We start from the raw sequence: 17,383 nt of genomic DNA, 5'->3' as shown, positions 1-17,383 counted from the left end.
CGGCGTACGGGAGTACGGACGCAGGACGTAGGTCCGATGGTTGCGCGGGCGGCCGCCGCCGCCGTCGTTCACGCCGGTGCGGTTACGTCCTCGCCGACGAACGTCCGCCACAGCGCGGCGTACGTGCCGCCGAGGCGGAGCAGTTCCTCGTGGGTGCCGTCCTCCGCGATCCGCCCGTGGTCCATGACGATCACCCGGTCGGCGCGGGCGGCCGTGGTCAGGCGGTGGGCGACGACCAGGGTGGTACGGCGTCCGGCGAGGCGGTCGGTCGCCTGGTTGACCTGCGCCTCGGTGGCGAGGTCCAGCGCGGCGGTGGCCTCGTCGAGCAACAGGACGTCCGGGTCGACCAGTTCGGCACGGGCCAGCGCGATCAGCTGGCGCTGTCCGGCGGAGAGGTTGCGGCCGCGTTCGGCGACCTCGTGCAGGTAGCCGCCCTCCAGCGTGGCGATCATCTCGTGCGCGCCGACCGCGCGGGCCGCCGCCTCGACCTCGGCGTCGCCGGCGTCCGGGCGGCCGTAGGCGATGGCGTCGCGGACGGTGCCGGGGAAGAGGTACGCCTCCTGCGGTACCACCCCGAGCCGGTGCCGGTAGGCGGTGATGTCCAGGTCCCTGAGGTCCGTGCCGTCGGCGGTGACCCGCCCGCCCGTGGGGTCGTAGAACCGGGCGACCAGCTTGACCAGGGTGGACTTGCCCGCGCCGGTCTCGCCGACGAAGGCCACGGTCTGTCCGGCGGGGACGGTGAGGTCGATGCCGTCGAGCGCCCGCTCACCGTCGCCGTAGGCGAAGCTCACGTCCTCGAAGGCGATCTCGCCGCGCAGGGAGGTGACGGGCAGCGGCTTGGCGGCCTGGTCGGTGGAGGTGGGTTCGCGCAGCAGTTCCTGGATGCGGCCCAGCGAGACGGACGCCTGCTGGTAGCCGTCGAAGACCTGGGAGAGCTGCTGCACGGGTGCGAAGAACAGGTCGATGTACAGCAGGTACGCCACCAGCGAGCCGATCGCCAGCGTCCCGTCGTCGACCCGTCCCCCGCCCACGACCAGCACCGCGACGACCGCGATGGAGGACAGGAGCTGCACGAACGGGAAGTACACCGAGATCAGCCACTGGCCCCGGACGCGGGCGCTGCGGTAGCTCGCGCTGCGGGCGGCGAACCGGCGCCCGCCGTCCCGCTCGCGGCGGAAGGCCTGCACGATGCGCAGCCCGGACACCGACTCCTGGAGGTCGGCGTTGACCGCCGACACCCGCTCACGGGCCAGTTCGTACGCCTTCACGCTGGCCCGGCGGAAGAAGTACGTGCCGACGATCAGCGGGGGCAGGGTGGCGAAGACCACGAGGGCCAGCTCGACGTCGATCACCAGCAGGGCGACCATGATGCCGAAGAAGGTGACCACCGAGACGAACGCCGTGACCAGGCCCGTCTGCAGGAACGTGGAGAGCGCGTCGACGTCCGTCGTCATCCGGGTCATGATCCGGCCGGTGAGCTCGCGCTCGTAGTAGTCCAGGCCGAGCCGCTGGAGCTGGGCGAAGATCTTCAGCCGCAGCGTGTACAGGACGCGTTCGCCGGTGCGTCCGGTCATCCGCATCTCGCCGATCTGCGCCGACCACTGGGCGGCCACGGTGAGCAGGCCCAGCAGGGCGGCCGCCCAGACCGCCCCCAGGGCGGCCTGGGTGACACCCTGGTCGATGCCGTGCCGGATCAGCACCGGCAGCAGCAGGCCCATGCCGGCGTCCACGGCGACCAGGCCGAGGCTGATGAGCAGGGGCGTGCGGAAGCCGCGCAGGAGGCGGCGCAGGCCGTAGGAGTCCTCGGGGCGGACCGCGCGTTCCTCGTCGATGTCGGGGACGTCGTCGGCCGGGGGCAGCGCCGCGACCTGGGCGAGGAGTTCCGGGGTGGCGGGGGCGTCGGCCAGGGCGGCGTCCCTGGGTTCGCGGTCGCCGGTCCACAGCCGTGGGGTGACCCCGCGTTCGGCGTCGAACTCGGCGTCCAGCTCCTCGCGGACGGAGGTGTCCTCCTCCTGCGGCTCCGCGGGCGGGGTGTGGCCCGGGGAGACGGCGCCCAGCTCGTCGGGGTCGGTGAGCAGCCGGCGGTAGAGCGGGGAGCGGCGCTGGAGCTCCTCGTGGGTGCCGAGGTCGGCGAGCCGGCCGCCGTCGAGGACGGCGATGCGGTCGGCGAGGCCCAGGGTGGAGCGGCGGTGCGCGATCAGCAGGGTCGTACGGCCGCGCATGACGCTCGCCAGCGCCTCGTGGATCTCGTGCTCGACACGGGCGTCCACGGCGGAGGTCGCGTCGTCCAGGACCAGCAGCCGGGGGTCGGTGAGGATCGCGCGGGCGAGGGCGATGCGCTGGCGCTGGCCGCCGGAGAGGGTCAGTCCGTGCTCGCCGACGGTCGTGTCGTAGCCGTCGGGCAGCTCGTCGATGAACCGGTCGGCCTGGGCGGCGCGGGCGGCGGCGGTGATCTGCTCGTCGGTGGCGTCGGGGCGGCCGTAGGCGATGTTGGCGCGCACGGTGTCGGAGAAGAGGAAGGAGTCCTCCGGGACCAGCCCGATCGCGGCGCGCAGGGACTCCGCGGTCAGCTCGCGCACGTCGTGGCCGCCGACGAGGACGGCGCCGTGGGTGACGTCGTAGAAGCGCGGCAGGAGGAGGGAGACGGTGGACTTGCCGGAGCCGGAGGCGCCGACGACGGCGAGGGTCTCGCCGGGGCGGATCTCGAAGGACAGGCCGTCGAGGACCGGCCGGCCGGGGTCGTAGCCGAAGGAGACGTCGTCGAACTCGACGGTCGCCGGGGCGTCGGCGGGCAGCTCCGTGGTGCCGTCGGTGAGGGACGGCTCGGTGTCGATCAGCTCCAGGACGCGTTCGGTGCCGGCGCGGGCCTGCTGGCCGACGGTGAGGACCACGGCGAGCATCCGGACCGGGCCGACGAGCTGGGCGAGGTAGGTGGAGAAGGCGACGAACGTGCCCAGCGTGATGTGCCCGCCCACCGCGAGCCAGCCGCCGAGCGCCAGCATCGCCACCTGGCCGAGGGCCGGGACCGCCTGGAGGGCCGGGGTGTAGCGGGCGTTCAGCCGGACGGTGCGCAGCCGTCCCGCGTACAGCCGCCGTCCGACCGCGCGCAGCTTGCCGGTCTCCTGCTCCTCCTGCCCGAAGCCCTTCACCACGCGTACGCCGCTGACCGCTCCGTCGACCACCGAGGCGACGGCGCCCGCCTGCGCCTGCGCGTACCAGGTGGAGGGGTGCAGCCGGGTGCGGCTGCGCTTGGCGATCCACCACAGGGCGGGGGCGACGGCGAGGGCGACGGCGGTGAGCGGCAGGGACAGCCACGCCATGATGACGAGGGAGATCAGGAACAGCAGCAGGTTGCCGATGGTCATCGGCAGCATGAAGAGCAGGCCCTGGATCAGCTGGAGGTCGCTGGTGGCGCGTCCGACGACCTGCCCGGTGGACAGCTCGTCCTGGCGTCTGCCGTCGAGCCGGGTGATCGTGTCGTACATCTCGGTCCGCAGGTCGTGCTGGACGTCGAGGGCGAGCCGGCCGCCGTAGTAGCGGCGGACGTAGGTGAGGACGTAGACGACGAGGGCGGCGCCGACGAGCAGCCCGGCCCAGGTGGTCATGGACCTGCTCTTGTCGCCGATGACGTCGTCGATGATCACCTTGGTGATCAGCGGGACCAGCGCCATCACGGCCATGCCGCCGAGGGAGGCGCCCAGGGCGAGGACCACGTCCTTGGGATGACGCCAGGCGTATCCGGTCAGTCGCCGTGCCCATCCCCGTTGCGGTGTCACGCGGGTGCCCTCCGATCGTCCTGATCTGCCGCAAGGCCCAACACGACCGGGGGCGGATTTCATCCCGCCGCGGTGTCCGGGGGAGTCCGCGCGGGGCGGGGTGACGTGTTCTCGTCACGCAATCGCCACGTTCCCTCCACTCGCCGGGCCGCATGTGCATGCCACTCTCTCGGGTATCACCCTCGTGCAACCCGCGTAGATCGGACACCCCACATGCTCGCGATACGCATACGCCGCCGGAAGGCGGTGGCGCTCGCCACGGCCGCGGTCCTCGCCGGACTCGCCGCCCCCGCCCTGACCACCACTACGGCCACGGCCACCACGGCGACCTACGACCCCGCGTACTACGAGGACGCCGCCGGCAAGTCCGGCCAGGCCCTCAAGGACGCCCTCCACACGATCATCAGCGACCAGACCAAGCTGTCCTACTCGGCCGTCTGGAACGCCCTGAAGGACACCGACGAAGACCCCGCGAACAGCGGCAACGTGATCCTGCTGTACTCGGGCATCTCCCGCAGCAAGTCGGCCAACGGCGGCAACAGCGGCGACTGGAACCGCGAGCACGTGTGGGCCAAGTCCCACGGCGACTTCGGCACCTCCACCGGCCCCGGCACCGACATCCACCACCTGCGTCCCGAGGACGTCCGGGTCAACTCGATCCGGGGCAACAAGGACTTCGACAACGGCGGCAGCGGCTTCACCGACAGCGGCGGCAGCCTCACCGACTCCGACTCCTTCGAGCCGCGCGACGCCGTCAAGGGCGACGTGGCCCGCATGATCTTCTACATGGCGGTCCGCTACGAGGGCGGCGACGGCTGGGCCGACCTGGAGGTCAACGGCAGCGTGAACAACGGCAGCAACCCCTACATGGGCAAGCTCGCCGTCCTCAAGGCCTGGCACCAGGAGGACCCGCCGGACGCCTTCGAGCAACGCCGCAACGACCTCATCCACGACTCCTACCAGCACAACCGCAACCCGTTCATCGACCACCCGGAGTGGGTCGAGTCGATCTGGTAGGCCTCACCGTGGCTGAGCTCCCTCCTTCACATGGAGGGGGTTCAGCCCGGATTACCGGACATCCCCCATCCAGAGCCGCCGCCCCAGCTCGTCGAGGTCCGCGCGCCGCTCCTCGTACTCGGGCAGCGCGGTCCGCAGCAGCCGCCAGAAGTCCTCCCGGTGCCCGGACACCTTCACGTGGGCCAGTTCGTGGGCGATGACGTAGTCGATCAGATGCATGGGCAGCTGGAAGAGCGGCCACCCGAGACTCATCAGGCCCTTGGCGCCCGCCCCGGCCTGCGGCGGCCGGTACGAACCCCATCGGTCCCCCAGGTCCCGCACGTCGAGTTCCGGCTCGGTCACCCCCATGCGGGCCGCCCAGGGCTGAAGCCGCTGTCCCGTCCAGTTCCGGCCGGCCCGGCAGTACCAGTCGACCAGCGCCGCCCGACCCACCCGGGGCTCCGCCGCCAGGTCCGGGCCCATGACGAGGCGCCCCGCGATCAGCCGGACTCCTCCACCCGTCCCCTCCTCACCGGACACGGCCAGCCGGTACGTCCTCCCCAGATAACGGAAGACCTCCCCGTCGGCGAGCTGCTTGACAGGGCTGAGCGGGCGCGTGCGCTCCCGCTCCCGCCGCTTGGTCAGCAGCCAGTCCCGGTGTGCCCGGACGAACTGTTCCGCCTCGGCCGTCGAACGCCCGGCCGGGGTGTGCAGGGTGAGGGTCGCGTCGGTCTCGACGGTCAGCGCGAACCGTTTCCTGCGGGCACTGGCCCGCACCCGCAGGGACAGCCCGTCCACGGTGAGGAGTGCTCCGGGAGCGGGGTACATCGAGGGATCGGCCGGCGCGGTCACGCGCCTATTCTCCCCTCGCCCTGCTCCGGAACTGCCGCAGGTTGTCCTGCGCGAAGGACGCCAGGCTCTCAGCGGCGTTCTCCAGCGATGCCCAGTCCCCGCCGACGGGCCGGACACCGCCGCTGAGCAGGACGTCCTGGAGGACTCCGGCCAGACTGCTGATGTCCTGGCTCTGCCCCTGGTACGACGCCCTGGCCATGGTCCGGGTGGTCACGTCGCACACCTTGCCCGTGAGCTGCCTGATGTCGCCGCTGTCTGCCAGCCTGATCCCGGGAGTGTCCTCCAGGATCTGCTCCACCAGCCGGTACACCCGCTGTTCGAGCGGCGTGAGACCGGCGAGTTCCGGAGACTCCTCCTGCTCCTGCCTGGCCTCCTCGATCAGCGGGCCGAACTCCTCGATCTGCTCCTCGAAGCGCCCCGGCATCGTGCGCAAAATCTCCTCCAGGCGCTTGGACAGCCGCTCGTACTTCGCGGGGTCCTCCCGCTTCGTCCGCTCCTCCAGGTGGAAGCGGAGCGCGTGGCCCATCTCGGCCGCGGCCTCCTGCGGCGGCAGTCGCCGCACGGCGTCGTCGAAGGTGAGGGCCGTGAGCGAGACCGGCGGGATGACCTGGTCGATCTCCGGCCCTTCGAGGTGGTCGGCGATCATCGCCCGGACCTTGCGCCCGTACCGGCGCAGGGTGAACGTGCCGCCCTCGGCGTCCCGGCACAGCCGCCGCACCCGCTTCTGGAGCAGGCTCCAGCGCCGGGCGTCCGCGACGTAGTCCAGGGCGTCCTCGTGCGGAAGAACGCGTTCGAGGGTGGCGAGGAACGCGTGCAGCACCTCGTCGAAGTCGAGCCGCCGGTCTTCGGGCTCCAGGGCGAGGGCCGCGGGCCCCAGCTTGGCAAGCTGGTCCAGCTGCGCGTCGTCGATGCCGTTGCGTCCCAGGAAGTCGCGGACCTTCCGGGCGGCGGGGCCGAGTTCATCCACCTCGTCGGACAGGTCGCGCATGGTGTCGGTGACATCGACGTTCCGGTACCCGGCGAGTGCGCTGGAGAGGTGCTCGAAGACGCCGTAGTAGTCGACGACGTAACCGACCTCCTTGCCGGGTGAGGTGCGGTTGACGCGCGCGACGGCCTGGAGCAACTCGGCGTCCCGGATCGGCCGGTCCAGGTAGAGCACCTGTTCGCGCGGCGCGTCGAATCCCGTGAGCAGCATGGACTTCACGATCAGGAACGCGATGGGGCTGTCGGGGTGCACGGGGTCGGGCACCGAGGTGGGGAGCGGCGGCGGCTCGCTGTGCGCGGCCTCGGACCACGGGGTGTCCAGACCGCTGGCGGGACCGGTGGAAGGGGCCGGGGCCCGCGGTGGTTCGAAGGGGGTCACCACGCCCCACTCCGAATCGGGCGCCGGCTCGGGAAAAGCCTTCTGGAAGCGCTCGATGTACGCCGCTTGGCGACCGGCGTCGGTCCACTCCCTCCATTCTCCGCGCTTGTGGCCGGAGCCCGGGGAGATGACGGGAACGAAGTCGATCCGCCGCAGCAGTGCCCGGAACTGGAACGCCTGGTGGAGGTAGCGCTGTCTGGCGGACAGCTTCTCCAGCGGTGTCCCCGTCACCGACTCCGGGTCGAACTGGGCCAATTGCCCGAGCAGTTCATCGCGGGCCTTACGCAGGGCGTGGTGGTACTGCACGGCCGCCTTCCGGCTGACGGCCGCGACCTGTGCCTTGAAGCCGCCAGGCAGCACGGTGGTCACCCAGTGCTCCAGCATGTCCTCGGCCTTCGCCTCGATCATGGGAACGGACTCGGCGACGTCCCGCTCGGTGGGCCACCTCTTGAGGAGCGCGGCCCGCTCCTCGGGGGTGCGGTCGCGGACGAGGTCGTCGAAACCCTTGTCGAGGACCTCCCCGTCACGGACCTCGCCCTCCCCTGTCCGCCCCTCGTAGCGGATGCGGACGACGACGCCGTCGTACTCGGCGTCCTCCATCCGGTACTCGTCGAGGAAGCCCCGCGGCGAGTCGCCCCGCCCGAAGATCCGGCGTGTGTCCTCCTCGCGCCCGGTGATGATCGGCGTACCCGTGAACCCGATCTTGGCGGCGTTCGGGATCGCCTTGCGCAGGGCGGCGTGCAGGACGCTGGTGTGGGAGCGGTGTGCCTCGTCGACGAGGACGAGGATGCCCGGTGAGGTGTTGCACTCGGGGAAGTCCGGTACGGGGCCAGGGCTTTCGTCCTCGCTCCGGCCCGTTCCCTCTCCCGTCAGATCCCGGTCGTCCCCGCTGCCTTCCGCCTCCCCGGCGAAGGTGAAGCCGGTCCCGTACTTCTGGATCATGCCGAAGACGACGCGCCGCCCGCCGTCGCGCAGCAGCCCTTCCATCTGCGGCCGGGTCTGCGCCGTCTCGACGTCGGACTCGCTGAGTTTCAGCGTCCGCGAGAGCTGGGTCTGCAACTGGGTGCGGTCGGTGACCACGACCACCATGAACTCACTGAGCCGAGGGTGCAGATGCACCCGCCGCACCAGGAACGTCATCGTCAGCGACTTGCCGGAGCCCTGGGTGTGCCAGATGACACCGCCGCGCTCATCCTCGGTGTCACGCCCGGTACGCGCCCGCCCGGTCAGCAGCCTGCGGACGGCCTTCTCGGCGGCCCGGTACTGCTGGTGCCGGGCGACGGCCTTCACGGTCCGCACGGCCCCGCCGTCCGCCCCCGACTCGACGGCCATCGGGATCACGTAGTGCCGTACGACGTTGAGCAGGGCGGCCGGCCGCAGGACCACACCGACGAGCTTCTGCTGCTCGCCGAGCGGCGCGGGCGCGGCCGGGTCGGCGCCGTCCGCGAGTAGGCCGGCGGTGCGCAGCTCTCGCCGCAGCGTGCCCTCCTCTTCCGGCTCGACGCTGCGCCACGGGTGGAAGTGCTCGGGCTCGGAGGTGACGGTACCCAGGTGGGCAGTGTCGCCGGTCGCGGCGACGAGGAGCTGCACGGTCCGGAACAGTTCCGGCACTCCGGCGGGGACCGGGGCACCGGTGGCGTCGAGGTCCAGAACGGGGTTCCCGGCGTAGTGCCGGAGATCGAGCACGGCACTGCGGACGGGCTCGGCGAGATCCGGGCTCTTGCACTCGACGGCGACGAGCGGGATGCCGTTCACGAAGAGGACGAGGTCGAGTATGGACAGCTCGCCGGAACGGCTGCGCACGCGGAGCTGGTCGACGACGGTGAAGGTGTTGCGCGTGACGCGGTCCGGATGCCACTCGACGTACTGGACGGTGGCGGACGGACCACCGTGCGCGGCGGAGGGCGAGGGTAGCGTCCAGCCGTGCAGCAACATGTCGGTGGCGGCAAGGTTTGCCTGCACGACACCCTTGCCGAGCGAGAGGGAGGCCAACTCGCTGACCGCCCGCCGGATGTCGTCCTCGCCCATCCAGGGCCGGCCGTCACTGCCCCGGAGGTTGATCCGCCGCAGCGCGGGTCCGAGCTGGTCGACGAGCAGCGGCACGGCCGCGTCGAGCGTGTCCAGCTCCACGCCCGGGATGCGCGTCCACCCCATGGCCTCCAACTGGGCCACCAGCGGCCGCTCCACCTCGTCCCGCTCGACGTGCACCACCACAGCCCGCGCCTCTCCGTACATCCCGCTGTTCCCCGGAGATCCATTCTGGGCCCGGGCGGCGGGGCGAAGGGAAGGGATACGGGGAGAGGACATAGCCGATCGTGCGAATGTACGGGGGTTTCAAGCCAGTACATCCGCACGGTCGACTAGGGAGGCGGGCAAGTCAGGCGCCGGGGCCCTCTTCCGGGACGGAGTCGCGGCTCTTCTCATCGCCGTGGGGCGCGGGGAGACGCGCTCCCCTGCTGCGTGCGATGCGGTGCACGTCGTGGAGCGCCTCGGCCAGGCAAGCCGCAAGGTAACGGAGTTGCGGCGTGGTGGCCTTGGTATCACCCAGGAGGTCGACGGCGTGACCGAGAAGGTCGTCGGCCATGCCGAGCTGGACGGCTTCGATGTCGTCGGCGAGACGGGCGAGACGGCCGGTGCCGGTGTCGTCGGTGACGAGGTAGCAGGGGTTGCCGTCGAGGTTGGACCAGGGGAGGAGGCGGGGCCGGCCGGCCGTGGGGGCGGCGGCGTCGTGGCTCTTGTAGATCATGCGGCGGCCACCTCGTTCCCCCGGGTCCGGCGAGAGCCGACATCGACACCGTGGATGTGCCGTGGCCCTACGTCGATGCCGTGCACGGCGAGCCAGAGGGTTCGGCGGCGGGCACGCTGCTGCCTGGCCTGCACGCGTCGTTCGTGGGCGAGGAGATAGGGGCGGACGAGCCGGGAGTCCTCGCCGTGGAGGAGGGCCTCGTGCGGGGAGGGGCGGCGGCCGGGTGTGACGTGGGCGGCCGACGCGGGGGTGGGCCGGGCTGCTCCCCCGGCGCGGTGCCGGTTCCGGTGCCGGTGGCGCCCGGAGGCGGGCCACAGGAGCCGCAGCAGCGGCTCGACGAGGAGGGCGATACGGTGCAACACGTCTTCAACTCCGATGCGGTTGAGGGCCATGCCCCCGGGCCGTCGGTAGCGGTCGCGGGGGTCTTCCGTGCCCGAGGGCAGGTCGACGTGCATGGACATCGCTGTGTAGCGATCCACTCACAGAGTGAGACGGGCCGGGCTAGGCTCGCCAGAGGGTCGGATGTGACAACGCATCTGTCACATGGGAGTTGACGATGAGCAACATCTATGGGGAGTGGTTGAAGGCGCAGCGCGAGGCGGCCGGGCTGACGCAGCAGGAGCTGGCGACGGCCGCCGTCATGACGCGTTCGCACATCGCGCACATCGAGGCTGGCCGACGCACCCCGTCCAAGGAGGACGCGAGACGCCTCGACAGGGCGCTGAACACGGGCGATGTGCTCAGCAGCTTCCTGCCGGACGACGACACCGCTGTCGCGGGGTACTTCGAGGCGGCTCTTCAGCTCGAACAGCAGGCAACGATGATCCGGGAGTTCGCCCTGTCGTTCATCCCCGGCATCCTCCAGACGGAAAGGTACGCGCGTGCGGTTCTGAGCACGTCGTTCCCTCCGGTGGGTGAAGCGGAATGTGACAGGCTCGTTGTCACACGCCTTGAGCGGGCGAAGATCCTTGAGGACCCGGTGACACCCGTAGTGTGGGCGCTGCTTGACGAGGCTGTGCTGCGGCGGGTGGTGGGCGGGCCGGAGGTCATGGCGGAACAACTCCGCCACATCGTGAAGCTGGTGGAATCAGGACGCGTACGCGTCCACGTGTTGCCCTTCGGACTGGGGGTCCACGCCCTCATGCAGAGCATGCTCACCCTACTCAAATTCGAGGATCAGCCGCCGGTGGCGTACTCCGAAGGTATCCAGGTGGGCAAGATTCACGACTCCCCCGCCATGGTCGACCGCCTTGAAGGCACCTACGATCTCGCGCTAGGCGACGCAATGCCGCTCAAGGAGTCACTGACCCTGATGAGGGCGACAGCAAAGGACTACGAACACCGTGAATGAACCCACCATTCCCAACGCCTCCACCCTGCACGGCTGGCGCAAGTCGACGTACAGCGGCAACGAAGGCGGCAGCTGCATCGAGGTCCTGGACGGCTACCCGACCGGCGTCCCGGTCCGCGACTCCAAAGACCTTCAAGGGCCTGCGCTGATCTTCCCGTCGGCCGGCTGGACGTCGTTCGTCACAGCAGTCAAGGACGGAAGTCTCTCCGCCTGACCACCCCTCGCCACGACTCGTCTGGCCCGCGCCACGTGGCGCGGGCCAGACGTCGCCCTCTCAGGCCACCACAGCAGAAACCTCAACCCGCCCCGACAGCAGGTCACCCATGAGCCCCTGCTTTAGTTTGCGCAACTTGCCGAGTTCACCGGTTTCGCGGCTGATCTGCTTGTCACAGTCAGCGATTATTTCAACCACTCGCTCCTGGTCAGACAACGGTGGGCAGGGCACCGGCATTGCCTTGAGTTGCGTAGAGTTAATCGATGCAAGGTTGGTCGTCTGCTTGGCCACGCTTAGAAAATATGCCCGCCCTGCCTGTGAAGCCATGTAGGCAGCAAGGAATTCAGGAACCATAACACGCTCATGACAGCGGACCCGAAAGACGTGATTCTGATGCAGGCATGGTTCAATACGCCCATCCCAAACCGCCCCCCGACCAACCTTGTCAAAATCCCCTCCCTCCGTAACTAGCACATCACGGGGCCTTAGCCGAAATCTCCGTGCGTCAACCGGCGTAACACGAACCATCTTCATCTCAGCTGTCGAAATGAATCCATCCTGAACATTGGCAACACGCAAATAAGGAAGCTCAACCGAGTCACCAGTCGCCGAGATTCCTCCGAGAGCGAGACCACCACCCACCTCAGCAACTGAATCCAAAGACGTCACAGCCCACGCCGCTTGTCTTACCGCAGCGGGAGAGAGCAACGACGTCACTATTCCCTGCCGAACGCTGCGGAGCTTGGCAATTGATGCCCTGATCCCCTGCTCAGCCTCCCAGAAGCCAGCGAGAATCTCGACGATTCTCACCTGCTCAGGAATAGGAGGAAGCCATAGCGACTGCTTCAAATAGTCCCCGAGCTTCAGGTTTACAAGACCTGTGGTCTGCTGCTGATAGCGCCAGATCAAAGGCGAGTGGTAGGCCGCAACTAGAACATGAGCCAGGTACCCGGGATGTACTAGATTCCCCTTCGGTCGCAGCGCGCGAAAGAAATTCGAACAGATATAATCCAATCCGTCGGATTCGATGTCATGAAGTGCCACTCTGCCAACCGGAGTTCCCGGGCCGCCGCCAGATGCCTCCACCAGGAGATCGCCCGGACGGAGTCGCTTGCGTGAGATCTCACGCGCCTCCAGAACTCTGAGGGCGGGACTGCTATAGTCCACCCGCCCTTCCGAATCAATGTTCGTGGCCCTCAGAACACAAACATTTGCTCTCCGAACGTCCGTCGGACTCTCACCCCATGCCCCCGCAAATACCGACTCAAGGACATCCTCCAGCCGAACCGACTCCCAGCCTCTATTCGGCATATCCAAGCTCCTTCAAAAAATCATCCAGCCGGTTGACTGAACGATCCCGCCCCGCCCGAATCTCCTTCAACGAAACGGCGTACTTCTGCTCCCACGTCTCATAAGAAGCCGCCAACTCCCGCTGCCACCGCACCACATGGCCGTTCAGCTTCGCCGCTAGGTCGTCCCGCAGCAGGTCGAGCACCACCCGGCGCTCCCCTTCCGCATCCAGCTCCTCCCGCGCCCGGAACAACCGTGGCGGCTCCTCCCCCAATGTGGGCGGGTCGCTCGGGTACGGATGCCGATGAAAGTCCGCCTCAAGGCGTTTGATGTCCGCGCCCGCCCTCGTGCGCGCCTTCTTCACCCGCGCCAGCTCAGCCGTGAGCTCGGCCAACTCCTCGGCACTCAGGGCGACGTCCTCCGATTCGACCTCACCGTCGGCCGGGTCGCCGTCGGCCTCCGGCTCCTCCCCGCCCCCCGACAGCCGCGCGCTCAGCTCCTTGAACCGTGCGTCCGCCTCCGCCTTGCGCGCGTCCGCCTCCGCCAGCTCTTCCAGGAACCGCGGAGCGATCGCGGCGACCACCTTGTGGTCGTAGGCCTGTCGCCGCTCCGCCGCCGTCCGCGTCCGCAGCTTCTTCGTCCGTGCGTCCTGTTCGGGCGAGAGCAGCGTGTCGACGTTCTCGACCCATCCGTCGACGACGCCCCCGAACCCGTTCTCCGACAGCGCGAGCAGGTCGTACTTGGCGTCGTACCACCACCCCGCGACCGCTCCCGCGAGCGCGTACCGGTCCAGCAGCCCGACCCGTCCCAGCCGTTCCCCGAACGACTTCATCAGCTGCCCCCGCACCGCCATCAACGCGGCCTTGCGCCCGGAGGACGTGGACGAGGCGAGGGCTTCCGGTGTAGCCGCCACCGCCTCCAGACGGCGGGCGGCCTCCTCCTCCCACCACTTGCCGAACTCCGCCCGCAGCGCCTCCTCCCGGGGCCGGGCCAGCTCGCCCAGCTCGGGACGGCCTCCCGCCGCCTCGTCCCGGAAGTCGACGTACGCCGGGTCCGCCGGCTCCCGCTCCACGAACAGGTCGGTCACCCCGATCCCGTACGAGTCGAGCAGCGGCTTCTTCGCCTCGATCTCCGCGCGCGGCACCCCGCCCACCAGGTGGGCCCGCACGTCCTGCGGCTCGGGCGGCGGCGTGTTGTCCACGTACCGGCGGATGTTGAGGTTGTCGTCGTTGGCGGCGAGTTCCTCGCGGGTCACGATCCGCGAGAAGCCGGGTACCTCCTCGTACGCGTGGAACGTCGAGACGATCTTCTCGGCGTGCTCGGGGAGCAGGATGTTCTGCGCCCGCTCCGCGTGGAACTCACGGTCGGCGTTGATGAACAGCACCTTCCCCTCCCGCGCCCGGTCCTTCCGGCCCGGCGGGCGGAGCACCAGGATGCAGGCCGGGATGCCGGTCCCGTAGAAGAGGTTCGGCGCGAGGCCGATGACCGCCTCGATGGCGTCCTTCTCCAGCAGCTCCGTACGGATGGCCTGCTCACCGCCACCCCGGAACAGCACCCCGTGCGGCATGACCGTGATCACCATGCCGCCGCGGGAGCCCTCCCGCTTGGCCTCCCACAGCATGTGCTGGAGGAACATCAGGTCGGCCTTGCCGCGCTCGCTCGTCGCCCCGTACTTGGCGCGCTCCGCCGGGTGCGCCAGATCCGCGAGGGTGTAGTCCAGGGAGAACGGCGGGTTGCTGAGCACCCCGTCGAACCGGTCCTCGTCCGAGCGCGGAACGTGTGCCGGCTGCGAGAGCGTGTCCCCGGTGGCCAGGTCGAAGCGGCGCACCCCGTGCAGGACCATGTTCATCGTCGACATGATCCAGGAGCCGGAGTTGGCGTCCTGGCCGGCGAAGAACATCGACGACGTGTCGCCGCCGTGCTCCTCCACGTACTCCGCCGCATGGATGAGCATGCCGCCCGAGCCGACGCACGGGTCGTAGATCCTCATGTCCTCGGTGGGGGCGAGGAGCTCGACCATCATGCGGACCACGGCGCGCGGGGTGTAGAACTCGCCGCCCTTGCGTCCTGCCGAATCCGCGAACTCCTTGATCAGGTACTCGTAGGCGGCACCAATCAGGTCGGGGAACTCAAAGTCCTCCGTGCGCAGCCGGATCCGCCCGAAGTGCGCGATGAGGAGCTTCAGGCGCTGGTCGGCGAGCTTGGCCGCGCCGGACGCGGCGCCCGACCCGCCGATGCGGTTGAAGTCCAGGTGGTCGAAGAGGCCCTTGAGCTTGCTGTTCTGCGCCTCAAGCGCTTGCAGCGCGGGCCGCAGGGTCATCTCGTTGATGTTGTGGGTGGCGGCGGAGACCGCGGCCCAGCGAGCCGCCTTCGGCACGTACAGCACATCGCGCTTGCCGTAGGGACCCGGCCGCTCCAGATAGCCGGGAACGTCCTCGTCGGCGAGCTTGAGCTCCTCGACGGCGTACCGCCTGATCCGTTCCCTGGCCGCCTCGAACTCGTCGTTGGCCCGCTTCAGGAAGAGCAGCCCGAAGATGTAGTCCTTGTACTCGGAGGCGTCCATCGTGCCGCGCAGGATGTCCGCGGCGGCCCACAGATGCCGTTCCAGCTGGGCTAGCGTGAGCTTGGCCACGTACGACTCCCTACGACCCGACCTGAAATGACGGAGAGACCTTATGACCAGGCCGGGGTCATACCGAAATCAGCGCGTGATCATGGCCGAGAGGGGTCAGTAGCTGCCGATGTGCAGCGCCTTCTCCACGAACTCGTGTACGTCCGTGTAAGGGTCCCTGTCCCACTTGCCCACATGCGCCGGGTGCTGGCCGTTCATCCGCTCGGCGTTCTCGCGCGCCGTCTTGTAGTGGCCCAGGATCTGGCCCGGCAGGACGACCTTGGGGGTCTTGGCGTCCTGGGAGCCCCGCTGGAACGGGAGCCGGCCGGCCGCCCCTCCGCACACCCCGGCGAACGAGCCGCTGACCGGCTTGTAGTGCGCGAGGCGCCACACCTCGAAGCACGGATGCGAGAAGGCGACTCCGATGCCCGCCGCCTTCGCCTCGTCCAGTGCGTCGCGGACGTACTTGTAGTTGTCGTGGTCGAAGAGGCACCAGACCTGGGGCAGGTACTTCTCCTCCAGCTTGGCCCGCTTCGCCTTGCGGTCCTCTTCGCGCTTCAGCCTGACCGCCTGCTCGACGAGGTCGAGTGGCTTGCGCCCGCTGTCCGCTCTGCGGTTGGCGATGTGCATCTCCACCGGGACCTCGTCGGCGAGTGGGACGCCCTGGTCCTTGAGGATGTCTAAGTACGAGGGCTCCGTCACCTTGCCCTCGGTGAAGACGAAGACCTGACGCTTGCGCTGCCCGCCCCGTCGGGCCGGACGCTCCCACGAGTCCCTGCCCTTCTGCGCCCGCCCCATCAGTCGCGCCCCGCCCCGTCCGCTCGCTCGCCTGTCCCGTCCGCTCGCTCGCCTGTCCCGTCGTACGTGCCTGCTTCACGCGCCACCAGCAGCCGCCGCGCGATCTGCCCCTCCAGGAGAGCCGGAACCCCGCCGAAGGCCCCCGCGAGATAGGACTGCGTGAGGTCCTCGTCGTCGCCCGGCTCCGCATCGGTGAGCGGATACAGCCCGGTCGCCCCGTCCTTGTCCTTCTCGGTCAGCCACACCTGCGCCGGGTCGAGGAGCCGCTCTCCGCTGGGGGTGGTGAGCACCGTCGCGTCGTGCGACGTGAAGACCAGCTGGGCGCCCTTGGGGTTCGCGTACGGGTCGTGGAAGAGCCGGACGACCTCGGCCGCGAAGCGGGAGTGCAGGCTGGCGTCGAGTTCGTCGACGAGCAGGACCGCGCCTTCGTCGAGGGCGAGGAGGAGAGGGCCGAGGAGGGCGAACCAGGAGCGGGTGCCGTAGGACTCCTCCTGCCAGTCGAAGGGCACGTCTCCGGCGGCCGAGTGGTGCGTCAGCTTCACCGTGTCCTGGCCCGGGCCGTCCTGGACGACCGTCGCTCCGGTGATGCCGAGGTCGGCGACCCTCAGCAGTTCCTGGATCCTGGTGGCCCTCGGCCCGGACAGTTCCTTCGTGGTGTACCGCGCGCGCTCGTCCCGCTCGACTTCCGGGCTGATCATCCAGAAGTTGCGGCGGAACCAGTGGAACAACGGGGAGAGCTGCGGATGGTTGTCCGTGCCGGCCGTGGAGAGCAGCAGGGCGTTCGGCCGCGTACGCCGTACGAGCTGGGCGCGGTCCCTGACCCGGCCACCGGGCCATTTGAAGACGTCCGGCCGTGAGGCGTCACGGTCGAGCCATTCCTGACGGCGGCCCCGTGGGTAGCTGTGCAGCCACTCGGACTCGACGCGCTTGGCACCGAGCTCGAAGCCGTACGTCCAGCGGACCCCGTCGATGACGACGTCGACCTCGAAGAAGGAGGGTTCGCTCTCGCTCCTGGGGTCCAGGGAGAATACCTGGCGAGGGATGCCGTCGTAAGAGGCCCAGTGCGCGTAGGAGTTGAGGACCGCGTTGCGCATGTCAGTCATCGCGGTCAGCACGTTGGACTTGCCGGAGGCGTTGGCCCCGAAAATGCCGACCAGGGGGAGCACGGAGAGGGAACCGCCGCCGGCGAGATCCACCGGGTTCACCGACGCGTCCCGTCCGTCGCCGGGCGCGACGAAGGACAGCTCCTGCTCGTCTCGCAGGGACCGTACGTTCGCGACGCGGAATCTCAGGAGCAAGCCGTCCTCCTCACCGTGGTCAGGGTAGTCGCCGCGCAGGACGACGGCCCGGCCGGGAAGCCCGCGACCTCACGGAACATACCGTTGG

General features: G+C 69.4%; 12 protein-coding genes. 3 read left to right on the top strand and 9 right to left on the bottom strand.

Going from position 1 to position 17,383, the window contains the following annotated elements:
- Positions 1-68: 68 nt before the first annotated feature.
- Complete coding sequence (locus ACZ434_RS01090) at positions 69-3,776, bottom strand: ABC transporter ATP-binding protein (protein WP_468450441.1); 3,708 nt, start codon at positions 3,774-3,776, stop codon at positions 69-71.
- Positions 3,777-3,989: 213 nt separating this feature from the next.
- On the opposite strand from ACZ434_RS01090, the gene ACZ434_RS01085 reads away from it, so the two are divergent.
- Positions 3,990-4,793: an endonuclease I family protein gene (locus tag ACZ434_RS01085; protein WP_468450439.1), complete on the top strand. Its 804-nt coding sequence runs from the start codon at positions 3,990-3,992 to the stop codon at positions 4,791-4,793.
- 51 nt (positions 4,794-4,844) lie between these two features.
- Here ACZ434_RS01085 and ACZ434_RS01080 read toward each other — a convergent pair whose 3' ends face one another.
- From ACZ434_RS01080 to ACZ434_RS01065, 4 genes are all read right to left on the bottom strand, one after another.
- Positions 4,845-5,624: a M48 family metallopeptidase gene (locus ACZ434_RS01080; protein WP_468450437.1), complete on the bottom strand. Its 780-nt coding sequence runs from the start codon at positions 5,622-5,624 to the stop codon at positions 4,845-4,847.
- Between the two features lie 4 nt (positions 5,625-5,628).
- Positions 5,629-9,222, bottom strand: a complete 3,594-nt coding sequence (locus tag ACZ434_RS01075; protein ID WP_468450435.1) for a type I restriction endonuclease subunit R — start codon at positions 9,220-9,222, stop codon at positions 5,629-5,631.
- Between the two features lie 142 nt (positions 9,223-9,364).
- Positions 9,365-9,733 carry a hypothetical protein gene (locus ACZ434_RS01070; protein WP_468450433.1) on the bottom strand — a complete coding sequence of 123 codons (369 nt, stop codon included), beginning with the start codon at positions 9,731-9,733 and terminating at the stop codon, positions 9,365-9,367.
- Positions 9,730-10,212, bottom strand: coding sequence for a hypothetical protein (locus tag ACZ434_RS01065; protein ID WP_468450431.1), 483 nt, complete (start codon positions 10,210-10,212; stop codon positions 9,730-9,732). Before ACZ434_RS01065 ends, ACZ434_RS01070 begins: the two co-directional genes overlap by 4 nt.
- A 77-nt stretch (positions 10,213-10,289) precedes the next feature.
- Between ACZ434_RS01065 and ACZ434_RS01060 the strand changes: the two genes are divergently transcribed.
- On the top strand, positions 10,290-11,084 hold the full coding sequence (locus tag ACZ434_RS01060) for a helix-turn-helix domain-containing protein (RefSeq protein ID WP_468450429.1): 795 nt from the start codon (positions 10,290-10,292) through the stop codon (positions 11,082-11,084).
- The gene (locus ACZ434_RS01055) at positions 11,077-11,298 is read left to right on the top strand and encodes a DUF397 domain-containing protein (RefSeq protein ID WP_468450427.1); all 222 of its coding nucleotides are present in this window, start codon (positions 11,077-11,079) and stop codon (positions 11,296-11,298) included. The genes ACZ434_RS01060 and ACZ434_RS01055 overlap by 8 nt, the downstream gene beginning before the upstream one ends.
- A 60-nt stretch (positions 11,299-11,358) precedes the next feature.
- Here the strand turns inward: ACZ434_RS01055 and ACZ434_RS01050 are convergent, their stop codons facing one another.
- From ACZ434_RS01050 to ACZ434_RS01035, 4 genes are all read right to left on the bottom strand, one after another.
- Positions 11,359-12,609, bottom strand: a complete 1,251-nt coding sequence (locus ACZ434_RS01050; protein WP_468450425.1) for a restriction endonuclease subunit S — start codon at positions 12,607-12,609, stop codon at positions 11,359-11,361.
- Complete coding sequence (locus tag ACZ434_RS01045; protein WP_468450422.1) at positions 12,599-15,220, bottom strand: type I restriction-modification system subunit M; 2,622 nt, start codon at positions 15,218-15,220, stop codon at positions 12,599-12,601. The genes ACZ434_RS01050 and ACZ434_RS01045 overlap by 11 nt, the downstream gene beginning before the upstream one ends.
- Before the next feature lie 96 nt (positions 15,221-15,316).
- Positions 15,317-15,997, bottom strand: coding sequence for an RloB family protein (locus ACZ434_RS01040; protein ID WP_468450420.1), 681 nt, complete (start codon positions 15,995-15,997; stop codon positions 15,317-15,319).
- Positions 15,997-17,295: an AAA family ATPase gene (locus ACZ434_RS01035; protein ID WP_468450418.1), complete on the bottom strand. Its 1,299-nt coding sequence runs from the start codon at positions 17,293-17,295 to the stop codon at positions 15,997-15,999. The genes ACZ434_RS01040 and ACZ434_RS01035 overlap by 1 nt, the downstream gene beginning before the upstream one ends.
- Positions 17,296-17,383: the final 88 nt, after the last annotated feature.

Source organism: Streptomyces sp. NPDC030893 (assembly GCF_055571535.1).
The sequence above is the reverse complement of the archived record's forward strand: the minus strand, read 5'-3'. Positions and strand labels throughout refer to the sequence as shown.

Excerpts from the sequence above, each read along its gene's own strand:
- ACZ434_RS01060 (WP_468450429.1), top strand. The coding sequence starts at position 10,290 with ATGAGCAACATCTATGGGGAGTGGTTGAAGGCGCAGCGCGAGGCGGCC.
- ACZ434_RS01040 (WP_468450420.1), bottom strand. The coding sequence starts at position 15,997 with ATGGGGCGGGCGCAGAAGGGCAGGGACTCGTGGGAGCGTCCGGCCCGA.
- ACZ434_RS01050 (WP_468450425.1), bottom strand. The coding sequence starts at position 12,609 with ATGCCGAATAGAGGCTGGGAGTCGGTTCGGCTGGAGGATGTCCTTGAG.
- ACZ434_RS01070 (WP_468450433.1), bottom strand. The coding sequence starts at position 9,733 with ATGATCTACAAGAGCCACGACGCCGCCGCCCCCACGGCCGGCCGGCCC.
- ACZ434_RS01075 (WP_468450435.1), bottom strand. The coding sequence starts at position 9,222 with ATGTACGGAGAGGCGCGGGCTGTGGTGGTGCACGTCGAGCGGGACGAG.
- ACZ434_RS01085 (WP_468450439.1), top strand. The coding sequence starts at position 3,990 with ATGCTCGCGATACGCATACGCCGCCGGAAGGCGGTGGCGCTCGCCACG.